Origin of the sequence: Bacillus sp. FSL R7-0646 (genome assembly GCF_037969865.1) — a bacterium.
Taxonomy (GTDB): domain Bacteria; phylum Bacillota; class Bacilli; order Bacillales; family Bacillaceae; genus Bacillus; species Bacillus licheniformis.
Window position 1 is genome coordinate 2,676,715 of record NZ_CP150217.1, and the last position, 22,868, is coordinate 2,699,582.

20 protein-coding genes and 1 pseudogene are annotated in these 22,868 nt (G+C 43.8%); 14 read left to right on the plus strand and 7 right to left on the minus strand.

Annotation, left to right across the window (positions count from 1 at the left end; translation table 11 throughout):
• Positions 1-426 precede the first annotated feature (426 nt).
• Positions 427-1,290 (plus strand): 23S rRNA (adenine(2058)-N(6))-methyltransferase Erm(D), encoded by an 864-nt coding sequence (locus MKY62_RS13960; RefSeq protein WP_003183781.1) that lies wholly within the window; start codon positions 427-429, stop codon positions 1,288-1,290.
• Between the two features lie 85 nt (positions 1,291-1,375).
• Here the strand turns inward: MKY62_RS13960 and MKY62_RS13965 are convergent, their stop codons facing one another.
• The gene (locus MKY62_RS13965) at positions 1,376-1,765 is read right to left on the minus strand and encodes a tautomerase family protein (RefSeq protein ID WP_003183782.1); all 390 of its coding nucleotides are present in this window, start codon (positions 1,763-1,765) and stop codon (positions 1,376-1,378) included.
• 316 nt (positions 1,766-2,081) lie between these two features.
• On the opposite strand from MKY62_RS13965, the pseudogene MKY62_RS13970 reads away from it, so the two are divergent.
• A pseudogene (locus MKY62_RS13970) lies at positions 2,082-3,416 on the plus strand (gluconate:H+ symporter).
• Positions 3,417-3,730: 314 nt separating this feature from the next.
• Here MKY62_RS13970 and hxlB read toward each other — a convergent pair.
• From hxlB to MKY62_RS13985, 3 genes are all read right to left on the minus strand, one after another.
• The gene (hxlB, locus tag MKY62_RS13975; protein ID WP_003183785.1) at positions 3,731-4,288 is read right to left on the minus strand and encodes a 6-phospho-3-hexuloisomerase; all 558 of its coding nucleotides are present in this window, start codon (positions 4,286-4,288) and stop codon (positions 3,731-3,733) included.
• Between the two features lie 2 nt (positions 4,289-4,290).
• A complete protein-coding gene (hxlA, locus tag MKY62_RS13980) occupies positions 4,291-4,917 on the minus strand; it encodes a 3-hexulose-6-phosphate synthase (RefSeq protein ID WP_003183787.1) in 627 nt (208 codons plus the stop codon).
• Between the two features lie 185 nt (positions 4,918-5,102).
• Positions 5,103-5,450, minus strand: a complete 348-nt coding sequence (locus tag MKY62_RS13985) for a winged helix-turn-helix transcriptional regulator (protein WP_003183789.1) — start codon at positions 5,448-5,450, stop codon at positions 5,103-5,105.
• 278 nt (positions 5,451-5,728) lie between these two features.
• Between MKY62_RS13985 and desE the strand changes: the two genes are divergently transcribed.
• From desE to desR, 3 genes are all read left to right on the plus strand, one after another.
• Positions 5,729-6,787, plus strand: a complete 1,059-nt coding sequence (desE, locus tag MKY62_RS13990; protein WP_003183791.1) for a fatty acid desaturase DesE — start codon at positions 5,729-5,731, stop codon at positions 6,785-6,787.
• 120 nt (positions 6,788-6,907) lie between these two features.
• A complete protein-coding gene (locus tag MKY62_RS13995) occupies positions 6,908-8,020 on the plus strand; it encodes a sensor histidine kinase (RefSeq protein ID WP_003183793.1) in 1,113 nt (370 codons plus the stop codon).
• Positions 8,021-8,037: 17 nt separating this feature from the next.
• Positions 8,038-8,637: a two-component system response regulator DesR gene (gene desR, locus MKY62_RS14000; protein WP_003183795.1), complete on the plus strand. Its 600-nt coding sequence runs from the start codon at positions 8,038-8,040 to the stop codon at positions 8,635-8,637.
• Between the two features lie 75 nt (positions 8,638-8,712).
• On the opposite strand, the gene MKY62_RS14005 is transcribed toward desR, so the two are convergent.
• On the minus strand, positions 8,713-9,762 hold the full coding sequence (locus tag MKY62_RS14005; protein WP_003183797.1) for an NAD(P)/FAD-dependent oxidoreductase: 1,050 nt from the start codon (positions 9,760-9,762) through the stop codon (positions 8,713-8,715).
• A 289-nt stretch (positions 9,763-10,051) separates the two neighbouring features.
• On the opposite strand from MKY62_RS14005, the gene nikA reads away from it, so the two are divergent.
• From nikA to MKY62_RS14050, 9 genes are all read left to right on the plus strand, one after another.
• Positions 10,052-11,674, plus strand: coding sequence for a nickel ABC transporter substrate-binding protein (nikA, locus tag MKY62_RS14010; protein WP_003183798.1), 1,623 nt, complete (start codon positions 10,052-10,054; stop codon positions 11,672-11,674).
• 9 nt (positions 11,675-11,683) lie between these two features.
• Positions 11,684-12,628: a nickel ABC transporter permease subunit NikB gene (gene nikB / locus MKY62_RS14015; protein ID WP_003183800.1), complete on the plus strand. Its 945-nt coding sequence runs from the start codon at positions 11,684-11,686 to the stop codon at positions 12,626-12,628.
• Positions 12,625-13,458, plus strand: coding sequence for a nickel ABC transporter permease subunit NikC (nikC, locus tag MKY62_RS14020; protein WP_003183802.1), 834 nt, complete (start codon positions 12,625-12,627; stop codon positions 13,456-13,458). Before nikB ends, nikC begins: the two co-directional genes overlap by 4 nt.
• A gap of 15 nt (positions 13,459-13,473) precedes the next feature.
• Positions 13,474-14,292: a nickel import ATP-binding protein NikD gene (nikD, locus tag MKY62_RS14025; RefSeq protein ID WP_003183804.1), complete on the plus strand. Its 819-nt coding sequence runs from the start codon at positions 13,474-13,476 to the stop codon at positions 14,290-14,292.
• A 41-nt stretch (positions 14,293-14,333) separates the two neighbouring features.
• Positions 14,334-15,152 carry a nickel import ATP-binding protein NikE gene (nikE, locus tag MKY62_RS14030; protein ID WP_003183807.1) on the plus strand — a complete coding sequence of 273 codons (819 nt, stop codon included), beginning with the start codon at positions 14,334-14,336 and terminating at the stop codon, positions 15,150-15,152.
• Between the two features lie 312 nt (positions 15,153-15,464).
• Positions 15,465-16,301, plus strand: coding sequence for a MerR family transcriptional regulator (locus MKY62_RS14035; protein WP_003183808.1), 837 nt, complete (start codon positions 15,465-15,467; stop codon positions 16,299-16,301).
• 56 nt (positions 16,302-16,357) lie between these two features.
• On the plus strand, positions 16,358-17,713 hold the full coding sequence (locus MKY62_RS14040; RefSeq protein ID WP_003183810.1) for an MATE family efflux transporter: 1,356 nt from the start codon (positions 16,358-16,360) through the stop codon (positions 17,711-17,713).
• A 313-nt stretch (positions 17,714-18,026) separates the two neighbouring features.
• Complete coding sequence (locus MKY62_RS14045; protein ID WP_003183812.1) at positions 18,027-19,034, plus strand: AraC family transcriptional regulator; 1,008 nt, start codon at positions 18,027-18,029, stop codon at positions 19,032-19,034.
• Positions 19,035-19,051: 17 nt separating this feature from the next.
• Entirely contained in the window at positions 19,052-19,846 is a 795-nt protein-coding gene (locus MKY62_RS14050) for an SDR family oxidoreductase (RefSeq protein WP_003183814.1), read from the plus strand.
• Between the two features lie 111 nt (positions 19,847-19,957).
• Here the strand turns inward: MKY62_RS14050 and MKY62_RS14055 are convergent, their stop codons facing one another.
• Entirely contained in the window at positions 19,958-21,742 is a 1,785-nt protein-coding gene (locus tag MKY62_RS14055; RefSeq protein ID WP_025805010.1) for a phosphatase PAP2 family protein, read from the minus strand.
• Between the two features lie 279 nt (positions 21,743-22,021).
• Positions 22,022-22,849 carry an alpha/beta hydrolase gene (locus MKY62_RS14060; RefSeq protein WP_003183818.1) on the minus strand — a complete coding sequence of 276 codons (828 nt, stop codon included), beginning with the start codon at positions 22,847-22,849 and terminating at the stop codon, positions 22,022-22,024.
• Positions 22,850-22,868: the final 19 nt, after the last annotated feature.

Genomic DNA, 22,868 nt, shown 5'->3' on the forward strand with positions numbered 1-22,868 from the left:
CCTGCGATATTCGTAAGGGACGAGAAAATTCCAGCTGTTGACGTTTTCCAAAGAATGCCCTACAATGAGATCGTAACTTTAACTTTTCAGGAGGATTATTAAAAAATGACACACTCAATGAGACTGCGTTTCCCAACTTTGAACCAGTAATTAAATACGTTCAAAGGCTCTGTTTGTGTATGCAGAGTAAACGGGATCAGTCTGTCCTTTTTTAATAATCTTCAATTTGCATATAAAATTTGTAACTTGTAGAAAGGCGGATCGTTCTGCCTTTCTTTTTTGTTTAATCCTTTTTTTCTAACGGCTGAGAAAGGCTTATTTGGTTATGGAAATACCGCGGATTCATCCTTAAAGGATGGCTCTTCCCTTTACTCTGAATCACAGGCAGACCGCCTGTGATTTTTTATGATGAGAGGAAGAGGAAACATGAAGAAAAAAAATCATAAGTACAGAGGAAAAAAGTTAAACCGCGGGGAATATCCGAATTTTTCCGGACAGCATTTGATGCATAATAAAAAATTAATTGAAGAAATTGTGGATCGGGCAAATATTAGCATAGACGATACGGTTTTAGAGTTAGGAGCGGGAAAAGGTGCTTTGACAACTATGCTAAGTCAAAAAGCCGGTAAGGTATTGGCAGTGGAAAACGATTCTAAATTCGTTGCTATACTCACACGTAAAACAGCACAGCATCCAAATACGAAAATTATTCATCAAGATATCATGAAGATTCATTTACCAAAAGAAAAGTTTGTGGTGGTCTCTAATATTCCCTATGCCATCACAACTCCCATCATGAAAATGCTCTTGAACAATCCTGCAAGCGGATTTCAAAAAGGGATCATCGTAATGGAAAAAGGGGCTGCTAAACGTTTCACATCAAAATTCATTAAAAATTCCTATGTTTTAGCTTGGAGAATGTGGTTTGATATTGGCATTGTCAGAGAAATATCGAAAGAGCATTTTTCTCCCCCTCCAAAAGTGGACTCGGCAATGGTCAGAATAACACGAAAAAAAGACGCGCCTCTATCACATAAACATTACATTGCGTTTCTTGGGCTTGCCGAATATGCGCTAAAGGAGCCGCAAGCCCCTTTCTGTGTTGCTTTACGCGGAATTTTTACTCCGCGTCAAATGAAACACTTAAGAAAAAGTCTAAAAATTAACAATGAAAAAACCGTTGGAACGCTCACCGAAAACCAATGGGCGGTTATTTTTAACACGATGACTCAATATGTGATGCACCACAAATGGCCAAGAGCAAATAAGCGAAAACCCGGAGAAATATAAAGAAAAAAAGCTGCTGACGTCTCGTCAGCAGCTTAAGCTTTTCTGGAGGGATTCAGATGTCCCTGTCAACATTCCTTTTGCCCGCTTACAGCTTTCCAGTTAAAAACTGCGCCTCGCCGAGGCCGAAACTCCAATCGGCATCTCCATTTTCTGTGATGGACACCATGACATCTTCAGGTGAAATGCCGCATTCCGCTTCAAGCTTTTCAGCAAGTAAAGCGTACAATTTCTCTTTTTGACTTTCTGTTCTTGTTTTACTGGTGATGCTGATCACAACCAGATCCTTTGATCTATTCAATCCCAAACCTGTATCTTGGATGATGAGCTCATTCGCCGGATGCTGATGGACAATTTGATAGCGGTCTTTCTCCGGAACGTTAAACGCTTCTACCATCGCATCGTGTGCGGTATCTAATAATTTTTTTAATGCTTGTTCATCACGGCCTTCTATTAGATCGAAACGTAGTAATGGCATTTGTTTATCCCCTTTTTGATCATTTTAAATTTCGTTAGCAAAATAACAAGAAATGATGTCTGTTAACTTGATAAAAACATAACACATAACCAAAATATATTCAACAATTGATCATTCATTCATCTCGTTTATCAGAATAGAAAATACAGGGTCTTCATCATTAAAAATGAGTTGACACCCATTCTTCAGGAGACTAGTATATACATAATAGTTTATCAAAATATGACATCAATATGATCAAAAGGTGTTTTTTAATATGATTGAAAAACGTTTTTAGTGTTCCGGTCAAATTGACTTTTTCCCCGGAGGTTATGCCATGCCGATTTTCATCGTTGTGATGGGTGTTTTGATTCTGCTGTTTCTCATCATCAAAGTCAAATTAAATACTTTCGTATCACTTGTCATCGTTTCGTTTATAGTGGCGGTCGGGCTTGGAATGGATCTCGACAAAATCGTTCTTTCTGTAGAAGCGGGAATCGGCGGCCAGCTCGGTCACTTAGCTCTGGTTTTCGGATTGGGCGCGATGTTAGGAAGGCTTGTTTCAGATGCAGGAGGCGGCTACCGGATTGCCATTACACTCATTGACAAATTCGGAAGAAAAAGAATTCAGGCCGCTGTCGTCACTGCCTCGTTCATCATCGGAATCGCCCTGTTTTTTGAAGTGGGCCTCGTTTTGTTAATTCCAATCGTATATGCGATCGCGAAAGAATTAAATGTGCCTTTTCTTTACCTTGGAATTCCGATGGCAGCCGCCTTAAATGTCACTCATGGATTCCTGCCCCCGCATCCGGCTCCCACCGCTATTTCAGTCGCTTACGGCGCCGATATCGGGCAGGTGCTGCTGCTCGGTATCATGATTGCGATTCCGACGACAGTGGTCGCCGGCCCGCTATTTAATCAATTCGCAATGAAGAGGTTTCCGAATGCATATCTCAAAAGCGGAAATTTATCAGCTTTGGGGCCGAGAAAGGAATTTCAGCTAGATGAAACACCGGGTTTTGCAATCAGTGTTGTCACATCATTACTTCCGGTTATCTTTATGGCCATTACGACTATTTTTTCTTTCGTATTTAAAGGAGATTCGAAAGGCAAGGAAATCATTGAATTTATCGGTACACCGGGGAGTGCGATGCTGCTTTCTCTTTTGCTTGCCATTTATACAATGGGATATGCGAGGAAGATTCCCATGCAGGATATTGGTCAGTCTTTATCTCAGTCCATTTCACAGATTGCCATGATGCTGTTAATTATCGGAGGCGGCGGAGCGTTTAAACAGGTGCTGATTGACGGCGGCGTTGGTGATTATGTTGCGGATCTGTTCAGCCAAACCAATATGTCGCCTCTTCTTGTTGCATGGATGATTGCTGCCGTTCTCCGCCTGTGTTTAGGCTCTGCAACCGTGGCGGCGCTCACCACTGCGGGAATGGTTGCTCCCCTCATGACGACAGGGAATGTAAATCCGGCCTTGATGGTGCTGGCAACCGGCGCGGGAAGCGTGATTGCCTGCCATGTCAATGATGCAGGCTTTTGGATGGTAAAAGAATTTTTCTGACTGAGTATGAAGGAAACCTTTCAAACTTGGACGCTATTAACGACGGTACTTTCTGTCACCGGGCTTGGCTGTGTCCTGTTTGCGGGGTTATTGATTTGAATGGAATGCGGTTGAAGCGGAAATTGCGAAGAACCGCATTCTGACTCTACTTATTTCTTAAAGAAAGTACAAGCTTTCTCAACCCGAATATGATCAAAGCTGCAAAAACAATTAAAGGGATAAACCCAATCAGGTTAAAACTTGTAAGCATGATAAGCTCCTTTCTTCATATATCATTTAGAATCCCTGTACCACCGGAATTTTATTTTACGATATTCATATTTTAAAATCATAATAAAGATGTAAATTATATGTTTAAAAAAAGATCACCACCCGAGATAGCGGATGGTGACTTTCTTTACATGAAGGCCTGTTTATTCAAGGTTGGCATGATTTCCATACATGTTATGAGTATTCAGCCCTTTTATTTCCATGATTCGCAATGTGATAGCGTCATAATACAATAAAAGAGTCTGTTCAAAAAGCGAGCCCATCGGTTGTATCGTCTGTTTATTGCCTGTCGTTTGATCTTTTGGGGAGCCGGGCAGCTGCAGTATCAGGTCAGATATTTCAGCTATCGGCGAATCTAGAGAGATCGTAACTGTTGCTACAGTGCCTCCGATATCTTTTGCCTTTTCCGCCATATGAAGCAAACTTTCCGTTTTCCCTGATCCCGTGCCCACGATAAGCAAGTCTTTTTCGGTAAATACCGGTGTTACGGTTTCCCCTGTTACAAACGCATTGATCCCCATGTGCATTAATCGCATAGCAAATGATTTCCCCATTAAACCAGAGCGGCCTGCACCGGAAACAAACACTTTTTCAGAAGACATGATAGTGGATATTAAGTCTTCTATTCCTTCCGATTGATCTTGAGACGTTGCATGATCAAGCTCTGCGATGATCGCTTTTACATAATCATAAGTCTTCATGTTTATTGGATCATCTGCTTCATTTTTGCGGCTGCCGCAGCTTTATCGTCTTGATTTGCAATACCGCCCCCGACAATAACCAAATCAGGTTTTAATTTAACGACTTCGGGCAGTGTGTCTAATTTAATTCCGCCTGCAATAGCCGTTTTAGCGTTTTTCACAACATTTTTAATCGTCATTAAGTCTTCAAATGAATTTTGGCCAATGGCTTGAAGGTCATAACCGGTATGGACACAAATATAATCGACACCAAGCTCATCCAATTCCTTAGCACGCGATTTGATGTCTTTAATCCCAATCATATCCACCAGGATTTTGTTCCCTTGCGCTTTCGCCTCTTCTACAGCGCCTTTAATAGACATATCTTCAGCAGCCCCTAAAATGGTGATGATGTCGGCTCCCGCTTCTGATGCTTTCATCACTTCATACCCCGCCGCATCCATAATTTTAAGGTCTGCCAGCACTTTCAAATTCGGGAAAGCGGCTTTCATCTCTTTCACTGCACGGAGTCCTTCATTTATCACAACCGGCGTACCGATTTCTACAATATCAATGTATTCTTCTACTTCTTTTACTACTTCGATGGCTTCCGGTATATTGACTAAATCTAATGCTAACTGTAATTCCACTTACAATCACTCCTGTTTGAATTAAGAATTCCGCGGATTATTCTTTTCATATTTTGTTACATCAAGAGTATAACAAGGGGAAAATTCCATTAATAGTACGCACTTTTTTTTTACATACTATACTTTTCCTCATATGGTATAGAAAAAGATACTGTCTCCAAAACAGTATCTTAAAGTCAACCATTCTATTCATCATCTTTTGAAAAGTTCGTTTCTATATAATTTTTACCCCATTCATACATCGCCTCTAATATAGGCATTAAACTTTCTCCTTGTTTCGTTAGGGAATATTCAACTTTTGGGGGGACAACCGGATATACTTCCCTATGTACAATATGATCCTCTTCTAATTCACGCAGCTGATTCACCAGCATTCTTTGCGTAATGCCGGGCATCAAAGCTTTTAATTCTCCGAACCTTTTCGTACCTTCTTTTCCTAAAAACCACAAAATCAGCATTTTCCACTTTCCGCCGATAATGTTGAGCGTCAGCTCCTTCTCACAATTAAATGTTTTATTTTCCATTCGTGACATATGAATTCTCCCCTTATGAAATGACTAAACAATGAACATCTATCACATCATTGTAAAAGAACTTTGTTTAACTAATCAATCATCGCGTTTTTGCAGATTCCATTATTCACCATATCATCATGCGGATTTGCCCATCATGTCATTGTCAATCTTCTTATCCATTTGGTGAAGGAAACATGACAAGTGTCATGTTTGAAGCATGATGTGTGCTACTACAAAGACATCTCTCTGTGCCGTAAACTTAACTTAAGACCCATTTATGAGAGGATAACTTTACTATGACTGAACAAACCACCACACACAAACAAAAACAGTTAACAAAACAGGTTGCTGCATTTGCCCAGCCTGATACCAAAAACAGTCTGATTCAGCTCTTCAATACGTTTATTCCTTTCTTCGGACTGTGGTTTCTTGCCTACCTCAGCCTCGATGTCTCCTACCTCCTTACATTAGGAATAACGGTGATTGCCGCAGGGTTTTTGACGAGAATTTTCATTATTTTTCACGACTGCTGCCATCTTTCCTTTTTTAAACAAAAACGCCTTAACCACATTCTTGGCTTTTTAACAGGCGTTCTGACTTTATTTCCTTATCTTCAATGGCAGCACAGCCATTCGATTCATCATGCGACAAGCAGCAACCTGGATAAACGCGGAACAGGCGATATCTGGCTGCTGACGGTAAATGAATATAAAGCCGCACCTCTGCGCACAAAAATCGCATACAGACTTTACAGAAATCCGTTTATCATGTTTATTCTCGGACCGATTTATGTCTTTCTGATCACAAACCGCTTTAACAAAAAAGGAGCAAGACGGAAAGAGCGTGTGAACACATACCTCACCAACCTTGCAATCGCGGCATTGGCTGCTGTCTGCTGCCTGATTTTTGGCTGGCAATCATTTTTGCTCGTACAAGGTCCGATCTTTCTGATCTCAGGTTCGATCGGCGTTTGGCTGTTTTATGTTCAGCACACATTTGAAGATTCTTATTTTGAAGCGGATGAAAATTGGAGCTATGTTCAGGCCGCTGTGGAAGGAAGTTCGTTTTATAAACTCCCGAAACTGCTTCAATGGCTTACAGGCAATATCGGGTACCACCATGTTCACCATCTCAGTCCAAAGGTGCCTAACTATAAACTTGAAACCGCACATGAACAGCACGAACCTTTAAAAAACGTCCCGACCATCACTTTGAAAACAAGCCTGCAATCACTCGCGTTCCGGCTTTGGGATGAAGAAAAAAAGCAATTTGTAACCTTTCGGGACATGAAACAAACATCTTCCCATCCTTCGCCGGATTCAACGAAAAAACAGAAGCTGCGGAAGAACGCCTGACGATAAGGAGGTCTTCTTATATCAACAAGAAGACTTCCTTTTTATTGTCCGATGATGCAATCAGGCTCCGGCAATGGTAAAGTTACTCTAAAGATGAAAAGCTGAAAATGAGGTTATAACATGTTCAAAAAACATTTTACATTTCAAAAACTGAACGGGATCTCGCCGTATATATGGACAATATTTTTCATCCTTCCCTTCTACTTTATCATGCAATCATCATCTACACTTGTTATCGTCGTCGGCATCATTTTGACGCTTTTATTTTTTGCGGTATACAGATTTGCTTTTGTCTCAAAAGGCTGGGACGTTTATTTGTGGGCGTTTATTTTAATCGGCATTTCAACCGCTTCGATTATGATGTTCAGTTATATTTATTTTGCTTTTTTTATCGCATATTTTATAGGGAACATTAAAAAACGGGCCCCTTTTCATATTTTATATTACGTCCACTTAATAAGCGCAGCCGTCGCTGCCAACTTCAGTCTCGTGTTAAAAAAGGAATTTTTTCTGACACAAATTCCCTTTGTGGTCATCACCCTCATCAGTGCGATTTTATTGCCGTTCAGCATTAGAAGCCGCAAGGAGCGTGAACGCCTGGAAGAAAAGCTCGAGTATGCTAATGAACGGATTGCCAATTTGGTAAAATTAGAAGAACGGCAGCGGATTGCCCGCGACCTCCATGATACACTTGGACAAAAGCTGTCTCTTATCGGTTTAAAAAGCGACTTGGCGAGAAAATTAATTTACAAAGATCCCGATCAAGCCGCGCGTGAACTGAAAAGCGTTCAGCAAACTGCGAGAACTTCTTTAAATGAAGTCAGAAAAATCGTATCCTCCATGAAAGGCATCCGGCTCAAGGATGAAATCATAAACATCAAACAAATTCTTGAAGCAGCCGGCATTGCGTTCATCTATGAAGAAGATAAATTGCCGGAAAATATCTCATTGCTTAATGAAAACATATTGAGCATGTGCTTGAAGGAAGCTGTCACTAATGTCGTCAAACACAGCCAGGCTAAGACCTGCCGCGTTGACATCCAGCAGCTCTGGAAGGAGGTTGTCATTACAGTGACTGACGATGGAACGTTTCAAGGTGAAGAGAAGTGCTTTTCAAAAGGACACGGCTTGCTTGGCATGAGAGAACGGCTTGAATTTGCAAACGGAAGCCTACACATTGATACAAAAAACGGCACCAAGCTTACCATGTCAATTCCTAACAACTCAAAATAAAAAAAAGGATGGCTTACATGATTAGTATATTTATTGCGGAAGATCAGCAGATGCTCTTGGGCGCTTTAGGATCGCTTCTGAACTTAGAAGATGATATGGAAGTCGTCGGCAAAGGCACTACCGGACAAGATGCCGTTGATTTCACAAAAAAACATCGGCCTGATATATGCATTATGGACATTGAAATGCCCGGAAAGACGGGGCTTGAAGCTGCTGAGGAATTAAAGGATACAGGCTGCAACATTATTATCTTAACCACTTTTGCCCGCCCCGGCTATTTTCAGCGAGCCATTAAAGCAGGTGTTAAAGGCTATTTGTTAAAGGACAGCCCAAGCGAAGAGCTTGCGAGCGCCATCCGCAGCGTCATGAAAGGAAAGCGGATCTATGCGCCTGAACTGATGGAAGACATGTACAGTGAGGCCAATCCCCTCACAGATAGAGAAAAAGAAGTGCTTGAACTTGTGGCTGACGGAAAAAACACAAAAGAAATCGCCCAAGAACTCAGCATCAAAAGCGGAACCGTGCGAAATTATATCTCAATGATTCTTGAAAAGCTTGAGGTGAAAAATCGGATTGAAGCCATTACTCGTTCAAAGGAAAAAGGCTGGTTTAAATAAAAAGAGGATCTTGCCATATGTCCAAGATCCTCTTTGACGAATCAGCCGCTCCCGCGGGTGAAAAATATTCCTTATCTACACGAACATCTTCTTGACAAGCTCGCGGTTGCGCTCTTTGAAAACCTCATTATGCGACGACACCATCGCACTCTTGTGCGCTTCGGGATCGATAAATCGCTTGGCGCTGTTGACCGCGTTTGCCGCATCTTGAAACGCTCCGGCGATCAGGTGCAGCTTGCCTTCGTAATGCACAATATCCCCCGCCGCATACAGACCGGGCACGGAAGACTGGCAGTTGGAAGTACCTGCAATATAATAGTCATCCACTCGGGTAACATCAAGGCGGCTGTTCTCCAGAAGTGAGGTGTCGCGTTCATATCCGTGGTTGATAACCACCTCGTCGACAGGCAGTTCCATCACCTCACCTGTTTGAGCGTTCGTGAGCTCGACCCGTTCGATCACCTCATGATCTTCCGAAGCGATCAGCTTGGTAATCTCTGTATGAAAGAAGCAGCTCACCGAGCTGTTCAGAAGCTGATCCACCTGGGCCTCATGCCCGCTGAGCGCATCTTTGCGGTAAGCGAGGTAGACCTTTTTCGCTACAGGTTCGAGTTCGTTGGCCCAATCGACAGCCGAATTGCCGCCGCCGGATACAATGACCGTTTTATCTTTAAAATGCTGCAGTGACTTAACCGTATAATTCAGATTGGACACTTCAAAACGCTCTGCGCCTTCTATCTGAAGCTTTTGCGGATTGAGGATGCCGCCGCCCACGGCAACGATGACCGTCTTGGAAAGATGCACACCTGAGGCAGCCGTATGTAATTCAAACAACCCTTCTTCATTGCGGGCAATCGATTCGACTTTCTCATTCAGCAGCACTTCAGGATGAAACGTTAACCCCTGCTGCACCAGCTGTTCTATCAGCTTGGCTCCGGAAATAGGCGTTAATCCCCCGACATCCCAGATCATTTTTTCAGGATAAACGTGAACCTTTCCGCCCAGCATCGGCTGATATTCAATAATCTTTGCCTTCATTCCCCGCAGTCCGCTGTAAAAGGCGGAATATAACCCAGCCGGACCTCCGCCGATAACGGTCACATCAAACAATTCATTTCTGCTCATCGCTCTTCACTCCCGGTATATGTCATGAGTTCACAAACACCAAACGCAAATGATTATCATTATCATTAAGTGTACTTTGATTGCTCCATTTTTACAATCCATTTTAATAAAAAGTTCATGCTTCGCCCACTTCGATTTTGCCGCTTCCCCCTTTCCGCTCGTTCTTCATGGGTTGCCGCCGCTCCCTATTCCGCAGCATTTAGATAGTTCCTATATCTTACATTGACAAGGGTATGCCCCCTGCATAAAATGAAAATGATTATCAACTTCATTTAGGAGGAAACAAAGCATGATGAGCGGAAGGATTAGTTTGAAAATTAAAATTATTTTTATATTAATGCTCGCCTTTTCTATTTTATTAGCCGGATGTACAACCTCAGGAAATTCAACAGAGAAAACTCATGAAAACTTGGTCACAATGGCTTGGCCTAGAGATATAGGCGAAATGAATCCGCATGTGTATAATCCTTCCCAATTATTTGCCCAGTCGATGGTATATGAACCTTTGGTTACCTATGAAGCGGGAGGAAAGCTTAAACCGCATTTAGCCGAATCTTGGGATATATCAAGTGACGGTAAAGTATATACGTTTCATTTGCGTAAGAATGTAACATTTTCAGATGGAACGAAGTTTGATGCGAAAATTGTGAAAAAGAATTTTGACTCCATTTTAAAACATACTGAATTACATAGCTGGTTAGGGTTTATTTCAAAAATAGCCCAAACAGAAGTGATCGATGACCATACATTTAAATTAAAATTGACTGAACCATACTACCCGACCATTCAGGAACTAGCCGTTGTACGGCCGGTCCGGTTTTTGGGAGAAGCGGGCTTCCCTGAGGACGGCGATACATCAAAGGGTGTCGAAAAACCGGTTGGTACGGGCCCATGGGTATTGGAAGAGCATAAAGCTGATGAATATGCGGTTTTTAAACGCAATGAACATTATTGGGGTGAAAAGCCAAAAGTCGAGAAAATCAAAGTGAAAGTTATCCCAGATGCCGAAACAAGGGTGCTAGCATTTGAAAAAGGCGAGCTTGACCTCATTTACGGCGAAGGCGTTATCAGTTTGGATGCATACAAGCAGCTGCAATCGACAGGTCAATATGAAACAAGCCTTTCTGAACCCGTGGCGACGAGACAGCTCGTCATGAATACGAAAAAAGAACAGCTTTCTGATGAGCGCGTGCGGCAGGCCCTGCAATACGGTTTTGACAAAGAAGCCATGGTGAAAGGCATCACCTCAGGGTTAGAAGAAAAAGCAGATCATATTTTGCCGACAGACTTCCCATACACGTCTGATATTGATGTAAAGCAAATCAACTATGATACAGAAAAAGCAAAAGAGTTATTAGATGCGGCCGGCTGGAAGCTTCCGAATGGCAAGACCGTGCGCGAGAAAGACGGAAAGCCTCTTGAATTTAGTTTAATGTATGATTCAGCTGAATCCATTCAAAAAACAATGGCTGAAACGCTGCAGGCAGAATGGGCAGCGATCGGGGTAAAGCTGAATCTTGAAGGCGTAGAATTGGCAACCCAAGTCAAACGGTTTAAGGCAAATGAGTTTGATATGAACTTCTTTAGCAACTATGGTGCGCCTTATGACCCGCATACATTTTTAAACATTGTCGCGTCCAAAGGATTCGGATTTAATGAAGCGATCTCAGCCTATCCAAACAAGGACGAGCTAATCAAACAGATGGCAAAGGTGCCTCAAACGACTGATGAAAAAGAGCGGCAGGAGCATTACTCATCTATTTTAAAATCACTTCAAGACCAGGGAGCCATCGTACCTGTTTCTTACATTAAAAAGACGGCGATATATCAAAAGAATATCACCGACTTTACGTTCCCTGCTAACCGTGACGAACATCCATTTACAGGCATTCGCGTCAAGCAGCAACACTAGGAGGCTTTTATGGGCAACTATATATTGAAACGAATCATGTCGATTATTCCAGTTTTTCTTTTAGCTGCACTTCTGACAACTGGAATGATTCATCTCTCGCCGGTTGACCCAGCTGAAGCATACTTAGCCGCAGCGCATATCCAGCCAACTGATGAAATTTTAGCGCAAAAAAGACATGAGTTTGGCTTGGATCAGCCATTTTTTATTCAATATGTAAACTCTGTTTTGAAGATATGCCAGCTTGATTTTGGCATATCTTATGTTTCAAACCAGCCGGTTTGGGACGAAGTGGCACACCGAATGCCGGCAACGGTCGAACTTGCGCTTGGGAGTTTATTGATTGCGGTGCTTGTCAGTGTGCCGCTCGGCTTCTTAGCGGGAATCAAAAGAAATGGTGCAGTTGATCATATCAGCCGCTTCATTTCCTTTTTCGGGGCATCCATCCCAACTTTTTGGTTAGGGTATATGCTGGTTTTTTTCTTTTCTGTTCAATTAGACCTTTTCCCGGTAGAGGGCGCTGGGACATGGCAGCATCTCGTACTGCCGTCTATGACATTGGCGCTTCCTTTAATTGCGATGTATACAAGGCTGCTCCGTGCAAGCGTCATCGAAAACCTGCAGGAACCATATGTTCAATTTGCACGCATAAGAGGAATAGCGAAGTTGAACATTATGGCCAAACATGTATTGCGAATGGCCATTTCTCCGATGATTACGGGTCTGGGAATGAATCTTGGCAAGCTGCTTACCGGCACAATTATTGTTGAAGTCGTTTTTTCTTGGCCCGGCTTTGGCCGTTATTTTATTGAGGCCATTTTCAATCGGGACATCCCTGTCATTCAATGCTATGTGTTCTTAGCCGCTACCTTTTTTATATTGAGCAACTTAATTGTTGATCTCATTCAAATGTATATTGACCCGCGCATTTCAAGGAAAGAAGGGCAGCATCGATGATGATAAGTATACGCAGGATATTCAAAGGCCAAAAAGTGATTACGGTATGCACCACTATATTAACCATCCTTTTTATTATCGCTGTATTCGCCCCTTGGATTGCGCCGCACCATCCTGCTGATGTCCATATGGTATATAAGCTGCAGCCTCCATCCTGGGAATTTCCTTTAGGAACTGATCATCTGGGAAGATGCAACTTATCCCGCCTTTTGTACGGCGCCCGGATTTCTTTGGGATTCGCGATGCTTATTTTCATTTCCTCCCTCGTTATCGGCCTCATTGTCGGGACGATTTCAGGGTATAAAGGCGGCTGGATTGACCAGCTGTTAATGAGATGCTGCGATGGTGTAATGGCCTTTCCGAACTTAATTTTAGTTCTTGGCCTCGTGGGCATTTTCGGCCCCGGACTTCCTCAAGTCATTCTGGCCCTCATGCTTGTGCAATGGGTCTATTATGCGAGAATTTTCAGAGGAATGGTGCTGAGTCTGAAAGAGGAGAACTTTATTGCGGCGGCAAAAATCAATGGATCTTCACAATGGAAAATCATTAAAAATCATATCATCCCTAATGTCCTCCCTCCCCTCGTCGTCATCGGTACGTTGGAAATGGGCTGGGCCATTATGGATATCTCGGCTATGTCTTTTCTCGGCTTGGGCGTCCAGCCCCCGGCGGCTGAATGGGGAGCGATGATTCATGAAGGTAAATCGTATATTCGGTCGAATCCCGAGTTAATGATTTATCCAGGGGTGATGATCATGATTGTGGTTGTGACATTCAATTTATTGGGCGAAGCCTTATCAGATCAATACGGTGTCAAACGTCGATTTTAAAAAGGAATGAGGAAGTTGGGAACAGAACAATCAACGGTGCTTCGAGTCAGAGATTTGCATGTACAGGTTAACAACCAAAAAGGACATTCAACCCTTGTGCAAGACATCAATTTTGATTTGAAGCGCGGCCAAGTCCTTGGTCTGATTGGTGAGAGCGGTTGCGGAAAAACGGTAACAAGCATGTCTATTCTTCAGACGCTTGATCCAAAAACAACTAAGGTGGAAGGAAGTATTGCATTGCGAGGCCGTGAATTGAACGGATTAGCAGATAAGGAAATGCGTAAAATCCGCGGCAAAGATATTGCCTATATCATGCAAAATCCGATGAACGCTTTTACACCCGTTTTTACGATAGGACAGCAAATGACCGAATCGATTCGCTCTCATACATCTTTTAGCAAGAAACAGGCGAAAGAGCTTGCGACCGAAGCATTGCATCATGTGAACCTACCCCACCCTGCTAAACTTTTACATTCTTATCCTTTTCAATTAAGCGGCGGAATGCTTCAACGGGTCATGATTGCAATTGCATCATGCTTAAAGCCTGCCATTCTCATCGCGGATGAGCCTACCACTGCGCTCGACGTGTATAATCAGAAGACGGTGCTGAAATATTTAGACGGCATGCGTTCTGACTTCGGCACGGCGATTTTGCTTATATCTCATGACCTCGGCGTTATTGCTGAAATGGCGGATGAAGTTGCTGTGATGCAGAATGGGAGAATTGTAGAAAATAGAGATGTGTTTCAGCTGTTTGATGAACCAAAGCATGAATATACTAAGAAGCTATTAAGTGCACGGTTGACATTGCCGGTGGATCAACTTGCGACTTGAGTCAGTATGAGGAAGGCCGGCATTTGAGATGGGGTGAACAAGTGAGTTTATTACAAGTGAAAGAAGTCACTCATCATTATACAGCGCGCAAATTATTCAAGTGGAAAATTCAATCGAAACAAGTCCTTTCCAATGTCAGCTTTTCGATTGAGGAAGGCGCATGCTTAGGCATGGTTGGACCGAGCGGAGCCGGGAAAAGCACATTGGGAAAAGTGATGCTTGGTTTGGAGCGGCCGCAATCGGGGCAAATCTTTTTTCAAGGACATGATCTCTATAAAGCAGATCAGTCAATCCGGCGGAAAATCCGCCGCGACCTTCAAGCTGTTTTTCAAGACTCCTATTCTTCCGTCAACCCGAGAATGACGGCTGAACAAATTCTAGCAGAACCGCTAGAAAACTATGAAAGGCTCACAATCGCTGAGAAAAAACGGACCATTATCGAGCTCTTGGAAAGAGTAGGCTTAACTGAAAAGGATTTAACAAAATATCCGCACCAGTTCAGCGGCGGCCAATTGCAGCGGATTAATATTGCAAGAGCGGTCTCGCTCAAGCCGAAGCTGATCGTATTAGACGAGTCTGTCAGCAGCCTGGACATGGTAACCCAAACGCTTATATTGGGTTTATTAAAAGAGCTCAAAGACGATTTCGGAATGTCTTATTTTTTTATCACACATGATTTAAAAGCCGCCTATCAATTGAGTGATACACTAGGTGTATTAGACCACGGCCAATTGGCCGGACTTTACGATAAACATCGTTTTTTAAAGTCAGACCACCCGGTTGTACAAGAAATGAAGCGTTCCATACTGGCAGAACACCCGCGCTTTCGTTCGATCAGAACAAGAGCGGTTCGGCAATAAATTAGCCGGGAGCTTTCCTGAATGAGCTTCTTTAATCAAACTGTATACAGATTTTTTTATTCGCAGTGAAAAAAATATGGCAAATGAGGGCTTCCAATGATGGAGCCCTCATTTATTTTTAAAAATCCTCAATAGATTGGTTTGGCAAAAAGAATTGTTTTGCATCGAACAGATTGCTTAGGGATACTGGGCCTCCTTATTGACCAGGCATGTATTTTCACCTAATGTCAATAGTAGACTTAATACATAATTCCGATAACCGAATAGCTCTGTATTTGGTGATATCACTAAAACGAACAGATGAGGTGAAACATGATGAACAATCGATTCCGTGTAGGAGAAGTAGCAAGACTTTTCAAGCTGCCTGCATCGACTCTGCGTTACTATGATGAAATCGGGCTGTTCAGGCCAAAGTATACCGATCCTGAAACATCTTATCGATATTATGGTGTTGAACAATTTCAGATCCTGGATACGATTATTTTTTTAAGGAAAAATGGATTTTCGTTAAAAGATATTCAGCATCAGTTAGATCAAAGGACTCCGGAAACAACGATGGAAATTTTGAAGAAAAAGCTTGAGGAAGTCAGAGCGGAAATTTTTCGTCTCCAACGCAACGCGGCGAGAATCGAGAACAAAATTTCCACAATCGAAGAAGGAATAAAACTTGCCGAACATCCTGCTTTAACATTTCAGTATTTCCCAAAACGGGCTATTTCCTACCTGTATTTTGACAAGCCTGTCGACCTGATGGAGGAAGGCGACGACATTTATTTAAAGGATAAAGAAACGCTTTCAAGCCAGTCGATTGAGAATAACGGCTTCTTCACCGGAGACATTGGAACAATCGTTGATATGGAGAGCTTGAAGCAAGAAGGACCGGTAAAATATATCGGCGTATTTGAATTGCTGCACGAGGAAGACAGTGAAGACTATTTAAACGAAGGGTTGTATGCGAGTTACCCCCATATTGGTCCCTACGAGGACATCAGGAAAAGTTATCAGCTCGTTTTAAGCCAGCTGAAAGAGAAGGAATACGAGCTGGCGGGAATCCCTGTTGAAATCTCATTTCTTGATGATGCTGTGATCAAGGAGTCAGCTCGTTATGTCACTTTAATCCAAATTCCGGTAACAAAGAGTTTTGATTGACCTTCAAGTAACTTGAAGGTTTAGAATACTCCTGTAGCTCATTATAGGAGGAATACATGATGACAGAAACACATCAGCAGCTCATGAAATTACCAGTAAATCAAGTGTTTTTTAAATATTTCGTCCCTGCAACGCTTGGATTAATCCTGATGTCAGCGAATATTTTAATTGATGGCCTGTTCGTAGGCAATGGCATTGGAACCGCAGCACTGGCTGGAGTGAACCTTTCCTATCCGGTTATTTCACTCATTATGGCCATCGCTCTTTGGATTGGGATAGGCGGAGCAACAAAGTACTCCATCAGCATCGGGGAGAATCGCCCCAAGAAGGCCAGCAGCATTTTTTCATTGGCTCTCTTCTTGGCGCTTATCATCAGCGTGCTTTTAGGAGTATTCGGGATTCTCAACATTCAAACCATTTCGATATGGCTTGGTGCCAACTCCGACACCTCTTCTTTTGTCATAGAGTACTTAAGTGTCATGTTTTTATTCGGCTGGGTCATTACATTAGAACAGGTCTTAAGTATTTTTGTAAGGAATGACGGCAGTCCGAAGCTTTCGATGATGGCTCTTGCAACGACATCGATTGTGAATATCATTCTGAATTTTTATACGATCATGATTTTGGACATGGGGGTAACAGGCGCTGCGATTTCAACGGTGCTTGGCGGATTCGCCGGACTGCTTGTATTATCCCTGCACTTCTTCAACCGTCAAGCGCAACTGAGAAGGCCGGCGTTTCAGTGGTCTTGGAAATCCCTTATGCACATCTTTGCCATCGGGTTTCCAAGCTTTCTGGCAGAGGCCGGGCTCCTCGTATTTGTTACAGGATACAACTTGGCAATGGCAAGCCTGGCAGGCACGGAAGGAGTCGCTGCCTTCTCGGTCATTAACTACCTTCACGGGTTCATGTTCCTGTCCTTCTTCGGCATTGAAATGGCACTTCAGCCCATGATTAGCTATTATCATGGTGCTGAAGAAACCGAACAAATCAAAAGCAGCATGAAGATTGGGGAGAAGACCGCCGTAATCCTGGGCATACTTTTGCTCGTTATCGGCTGGGGGGCTGCCCCATTCCTTGTAGGCTTATTCGGAATAGAATCAACCGAAATCCAGCAGCTGGCCATCGATGGAATCCGCCTGTTTTTTATCGGCTATACCTTCCTTGGCTATAACTTTGTCTATATGAGTTACTTTCAATCTATTGGCCGGGCCGGCTCATCGGTTGTTATCATTATATTGCGAAGCTTCGTGTCCCTGTTCATCCTGCTTTGGATTTTGCCAAAGTTTATTGGCGTCACGGGAGTTTGGCTATCCTTGCCGCTTTCCGAGTTTTTTGTTGCCGTCCTCCTCTTTTTCATTGCAAGAAAACATGTGATGGGAAAAGGAAATCCCGCTATCGGGAAGGGATGATTTTACAGCCGGGAGATTTTCCCCGCTTGTTGTCCTATAGAACTTAATTTGTCCATTCAAGGAAAAGAAATGTTTGTGCTGTTTGAATCCCCTCCTATTCGAAGGACATGATAGATTAAAGGCGCCTGCCTGTCACAGCCTTCGTACGCATATGGCGGGCTGACACGTTCGGCGTGATCGGCAAGTTAAATGTCGCTCTTTGCTAGTTACAGATCGACAATGGTTAGGTAAAGTTATAACTGTCCCGCCAACAAGGCTGGACAGAATGACGACCAAACGAGCGAAGGTGCAGAAAGTTAAAGGAGTGCTCAAGATGTCTCATACTCGAATTAAATTCCCGGCAGGATTTTGGGCAGGATTGCGTCAATTAGGAATTAACGCCCCTGATGTGCTTCGAAAAGCCCGGCTGCCGCTCACCGTGATGACTGAACCAGTTGTCACCGCCGCCCAATACTTCGCGATCTGGCAGGCGTATTCCGACCTTGTTGATGACGTTTCCAAAGGAATCATCAAGCTTGCGACCGGCTTTGAGCCGGCACATTACCCTCCGGCCGTATTAGCGGCTTACCATGCCCGTGACTACCGCGGCGCGCTAAAACGAATGGCCCGCTACAAACAATTATGCCCTCCTGAAAGCCTGCGTATCACCGAAGAAGATGAGCACTGCGCAATCGAACTGGAATGGTTGGATGATAAGCTACCCGGTCCGCCGCTCTTGATTGGCATTACACTGGCATTTCTTCTGGAACTCGGGCGCCGGGGCACAGGTCAGCCGTTGACAGCGAAGTCGGTCGAGTTTGCACACCCAATGGGCGACATGCAGGCGCTTGAAGCATACTTCGGCTGCCGCATCCGGAGCGGTGCAGCTCGGAACCGGCTGACGCTGAATCGAGGAGATCTTGACCGCCCTTTTGTCTCGTATAACGCGGAGTTGCTGGAGATTTTGACTCCCGTGCTGGATCAATCGTTGAATGATCAGCAAAATAGCCTTTCAATCAGCGGAGCGGTCAAGTGGATCATGAAACGCACGCTTCCAGGAGGGCACCCCGACATTCAGACTGTTGCGAGCGAGTTGGGAATGAGCGGCCGCACCTTGCAGCGCCGGCTTACTGACGAAGGCACTAGCTTCAAACAGCTGTTGATCCAAGTCAGACATGAGCAGGCGCGGGAGTACTTGGCAGACCCTTCGCTCGATATTAAAGAAGTGGCCATTCTGATCGGATATGAAGATCAGAACTCGTTCTACCGGGCCTTCCGCCTTTGGGAAGGCGAGACTCCTTCTAATTGGCGTAAGAAGACCCGGCTGAATGGATTTAACTAGAATAGGAGAAATGTTTAATGGATATGGGATTAAAAAATAAAACAGCTTTAGTTACCGGATCGACGAAAGGTATAGGAAAAGCCATCGCTATTGAACTTGCCAAAGAAGGTGTTCATGTACTCATTAACGGACGAAATGAGGAAGAGGCAGAACGAACAGTCAATGAAATAAAATCAGCTTTTCCTGACACCTTTCCCCAAAACGCCGCGGCTGATATTGTGGATATTAGGCAAAGGGAAGCTTTATTTAAAAAACACCCTCAAATCGATATTTTAGTAAACAATATGGGCATTTATGAACTGATGCAATATGAGGACGTTGACGATGAAGTATGGGAAAAATACTTCCGCACCAATGTGCTGGCTGCAAACGGTTTATCTAAATTTTATTTGCCTAAAATGCTGAAAAGTGATTTTGGCCGCATCATCTTTATCGCAAGTGAAGAAGCGATGATGCCTTCAGGCCAGATGCCTCAGTATTGTATGACAAAATCAATGCTATTATCATTGTCAAAAAGCTTATCAAAATTAACAATCGGAACAGAAGTGACAGTCAATACGATCATGCCGGGGCCGACGCTCTCTGAGAATGTGAAGCAAATCATTGAGGGAATGTACCCCGATGAAGGGATGACTTTTTCAGAAAAAGAGAAGAAATTTATGACGACAAACCTGCCTCAATCCGAAATACAGCGATTTATCAAGCCTATTGAAATCGGCAGACTGGCTGCATTTGTATGCAGTCCCTATGCATCCGCATTTAAAGGGTCCCCGATCCGTATGGACGGGGGAATGGTGCCGACTATTTTTTAAGATTCCCCATTCAAGATGTACAGCCATTCTGGCTGTGATTTCATCAAAACTAAAAGCAAGCTGGCGGCAGTATGCGCCAGCTTGCAGCTTTTGAGTGAATCCTCTTGCAGATCAGCTTCTCCCCTTTTGCTCAACTTTCAACTGAATACTGTTGGATTTATAGATGATCTTCACTTTATACTTGCTTGGCAATCCACTGGTCTCGACGGAAGAAAATGATCCATGACGCTTGCGGAAGGTTATGATCGCCGATCCGTCAGCCGGTACGTAATTGTCCGTAAAATTGAGACGCAATGTCCCTTTCAATCTTGCTTTTCCCTTAATTTTCAACTGATCTTTTTTGCCGCTGAGCTGAAGTTCAAGTATTCCTTTAGCAGATTGTTTGTAGTCTCCTTCGATGATCAGTTTTCCCGGCGCATCTTCCTTAAGGATGCCTCCGTTTAGTGCAACATCACCTCTCCCGAAAGCTGTCTCCGAACCGCCCTCAAGTGTTCCTTGATCAATCCGTGTACCGCCGGAATATGTATTATCCCCTTCCAGCTTCAAAGCGCCTGTCCCTTTTTTGGTCAGCTTTCCGGTGCCGGAGATGTCGTTGCGCCAGCGATCGGCTGTATGGAAGCCGCCTTTTGCGGAATCCATGGTCACGGTAACATTTTTGGTAAAAGCCCCATACCCATCTGCCGCGGAAAAGAGATTAAGCCTTCCCCATCCTTCTCGATCATCAAGAACAGGGTAGCCGGCCGGAAGACCGGTAGTGGCTAAAACCGAACGGCGCTGCTTTTTGTCAAGGTAAGGAAAACGTGTTTCCAGCAGGACTTCGGCTCCCTTTGGAACTGCCATTGGTTTGGCGGTTTTGTTCATTTGTCGAAATCCATATGTCAATCGTTCCGTATATTGTTTTTTATTCTTCTCATAATCGCTGTATCTGTCTTCAGCTGTACCGGTTTGCGTTAATAATTTACGGCGGGCTTCATCAAAAGCCGTTTTCTTCAATCTTTCATTTGCGGGGTCAGACAGGATTGCTGCAGACAAAGCTGTTGCCATTACTCGTCCCCCCATGACGTCCAGCGGGGAATGCATACCGGCAACAATCCGGTTATGACCGAGTTCTGAAGCGCGAGTCAGCAGCTCCTGATAACGCTCCGGTATCGCATAGGCCATAGCAAAAGCGCTGAGATATGCGGCGTTCGTGTGTCCGCTTGGAAAACCTCCGTCTTTGTTCGGATCAGGATTGATGACGGGGATAAGCGTTGGAACAATGATCGAATTGTCTTTCCAGCGAAACGGGCGGGGATAGTTGAAATAGCTTTTAGCCGGATTCGATGAAGAATAGTTGCCGCGTAAAGTATTGACCAAACTTACGACATTTCCAAGTTCAGAGCTGGTGCTGCCCGAATTGGTTCCTTCATCATTGTATTTTCTAATCGAGGCATCTGCCGGAATGCTGGTGATCGTTGTCGTCGCTCCCGCGTTCATTCGATAGACGCCGGCAAGCTTGCCGAGGCCGTCAATTATACTGTAGCTCTGGCTCCGCCGATCATCAAAATAGGCAGCATTTTCCTCAAGCATCGTGCGGCGTTCAGCAATATCCACGACTTTTTGAATGTTGGCATCCAGCACCCTGCTGTTCAGTTTAGTACCGGTATTCCATGTCTTTCCGGGAGTCCAAAGTTTATTAAATTCGGAAAGCAGGCCGATGACAGGATTGGATTCCGCCGTCGTATTGGCAGAGATATTATTTTTGTAATGGTCTACGAAAAATCCGGAAGATTGCGGCGAATCTGCAGTTGTTGGTTTAGTTGCCGGGCTCGCATCGCTTACAATCGGGGAACTTAGAAGAAGTGCCAAAGTACAGACAGCTATCAGTAAATGCTTCCTCATCCTTAATCGTTTCATTCTCACATCATATCTCCCTTGCTCTTAATCTTCTCTCAAAATGCTTTTCCCAATCATCAAGTTCTATATGATCGTATCGTAAATTTGTTAATCAAATGGCTTGATTTTATTAATGTTTTGTTTATATTTTGGGAATTTTCAGATCGATGTCTTATGAGTAAGGGGGTGCCAAGTGTGAGAAGAGGCCGAATTTAACATTTTCGGCCTTTCTCTGCTAGTTTAACAGCTGTTTATATCCTTTCAGCAAGTACATGTAGGAAGCCGAGTCGGCCGTTTGATCTATTTATTTTCCTTCTCTAAAAACGCCATAACCGCTTTTGTCAGATTCTGCGCTTCTGCCGGTGCATCTGGAGAGCCGAACATCTTGTTTAAATCACTGTGAGATAAGCTGTTGACTTGATACACAAATTCCGTTGCCTTCGCTTTGTTTGCGGTTTCCGCGAACTTGTAAACGGCAGGGTCTTCCCAGCGGGTCACAAGATAGGCCGGCGGCAATTTTGAGTTGTTTATGTATGAGAGCGGCGATGCTTTTGTCCACACCTTTTCGTCTGTGCCAAACACTTCTTTATAAGACGGGATCGCTTCGATGAATCGTTTCATATCCAAGGGGCCATCTAAAACAACAATCGAATTGAGTGCGGCCGGCGTGAGGCCGACACGATTTAAATATGTTGAATCTGCGGCAATTAATCCGGCCAAGTGTCCCCCTGCCGAATGTCCCATGACGTTGATTTTTGACGGATCGATTTGATACTCGTCCGCATGATCCATCACCCATTTTACGGCCTTGGCCGCATCATCAGCCATTTCATCATACTGAACATCGGGATGAAGCCGATAGTTGACAGATACAAAAACATAGCCGTTATCCGTAAAAAATGCCGGCTTCGAAGCAGCCCTGCTTTTGTCGCCGCTTGTCCATCCTCCGCCGTGAAGGTAGATGAGAACGGGATGTTTTTCGCCCTCGTTTGACTGCGGTGTATAAATATCCAATGTTTGTCTGTCGTCTTTTGCATAATGAACATTTTCGGCATTCCTGTTAGAAGTACACGCAAACAAGCCAATACACAGAATCGCCAATCCTGCCCATTTGATGAATCCTCTCAAATTAAAAAACACCTTTCTT

Coding starts and splice junctions, on each gene's coding strand:
- MKY62_RS13960 (WP_003183781.1), top strand. CDS start 427: ATGAAGAAAAAAAATCATAAGTACAGAGGAAAAAAGTTAAACCGCGGG.
- MKY62_RS13965 (WP_003183782.1), bottom strand. CDS start 1,765: ATGCCATTACTACGTTTCGATCTAATAGAAGGCCGTGATGAACAAGCA.
- hxlB (WP_003183785.1), bottom strand. CDS start 4,288: ATGAAGACTTATGATTATGTAAAAGCGATCATCGCAGAGCTTGATCAT.
- MKY62_RS13985 (WP_003183789.1), bottom strand. CDS start 5,450: ATGTCACGAATGGAAAATAAAACATTTAATTGTGAGAAGGAGCTGACG.
- desE (WP_003183791.1), top strand. CDS start 5,729: ATGACTGAACAAACCACCACACACAAACAAAAACAGTTAACAAAACAG.
- MKY62_RS13995 (WP_003183793.1), top strand. CDS start 6,908: ATGTTCAAAAAACATTTTACATTTCAAAAACTGAACGGGATCTCGCCG.
- desR (WP_003183795.1), top strand. CDS start 8,038: ATGATTAGTATATTTATTGCGGAAGATCAGCAGATGCTCTTGGGCGCT.
- MKY62_RS14005 (WP_003183797.1), bottom strand. CDS start 9,762: ATGAGCAGAAATGAATTGTTTGATGTGACCGTTATCGGCGGAGGTCCG.
- nikA (WP_003183798.1), top strand. CDS start 10,052: ATGATGAGCGGAAGGATTAGTTTGAAAATTAAAATTATTTTTATATTA.
- nikB (WP_003183800.1), top strand. CDS start 11,684: ATGGGCAACTATATATTGAAACGAATCATGTCGATTATTCCAGTTTTT.
- nikC (WP_003183802.1), top strand. CDS start 12,625: ATGATGATAAGTATACGCAGGATATTCAAAGGCCAAAAAGTGATTACG.
- MKY62_RS14035 (WP_003183808.1), top strand. CDS start 15,465: ATGATGAACAATCGATTCCGTGTAGGAGAAGTAGCAAGACTTTTCAAG.
- MKY62_RS14040 (WP_003183810.1), top strand. CDS start 16,358: ATGATGACAGAAACACATCAGCAGCTCATGAAATTACCAGTAAATCAA.
- MKY62_RS14045 (WP_003183812.1), top strand. CDS start 18,027: ATGTCTCATACTCGAATTAAATTCCCGGCAGGATTTTGGGCAGGATTG.
- MKY62_RS14050 (WP_003183814.1), top strand. CDS start 19,052: ATGGATATGGGATTAAAAAATAAAACAGCTTTAGTTACCGGATCGACG.
- MKY62_RS14055 (WP_025805010.1), bottom strand. CDS start 21,742: ATGAAACGATTAAGGATGAGGAAGCATTTACTGATAGCTGTCTGTACT.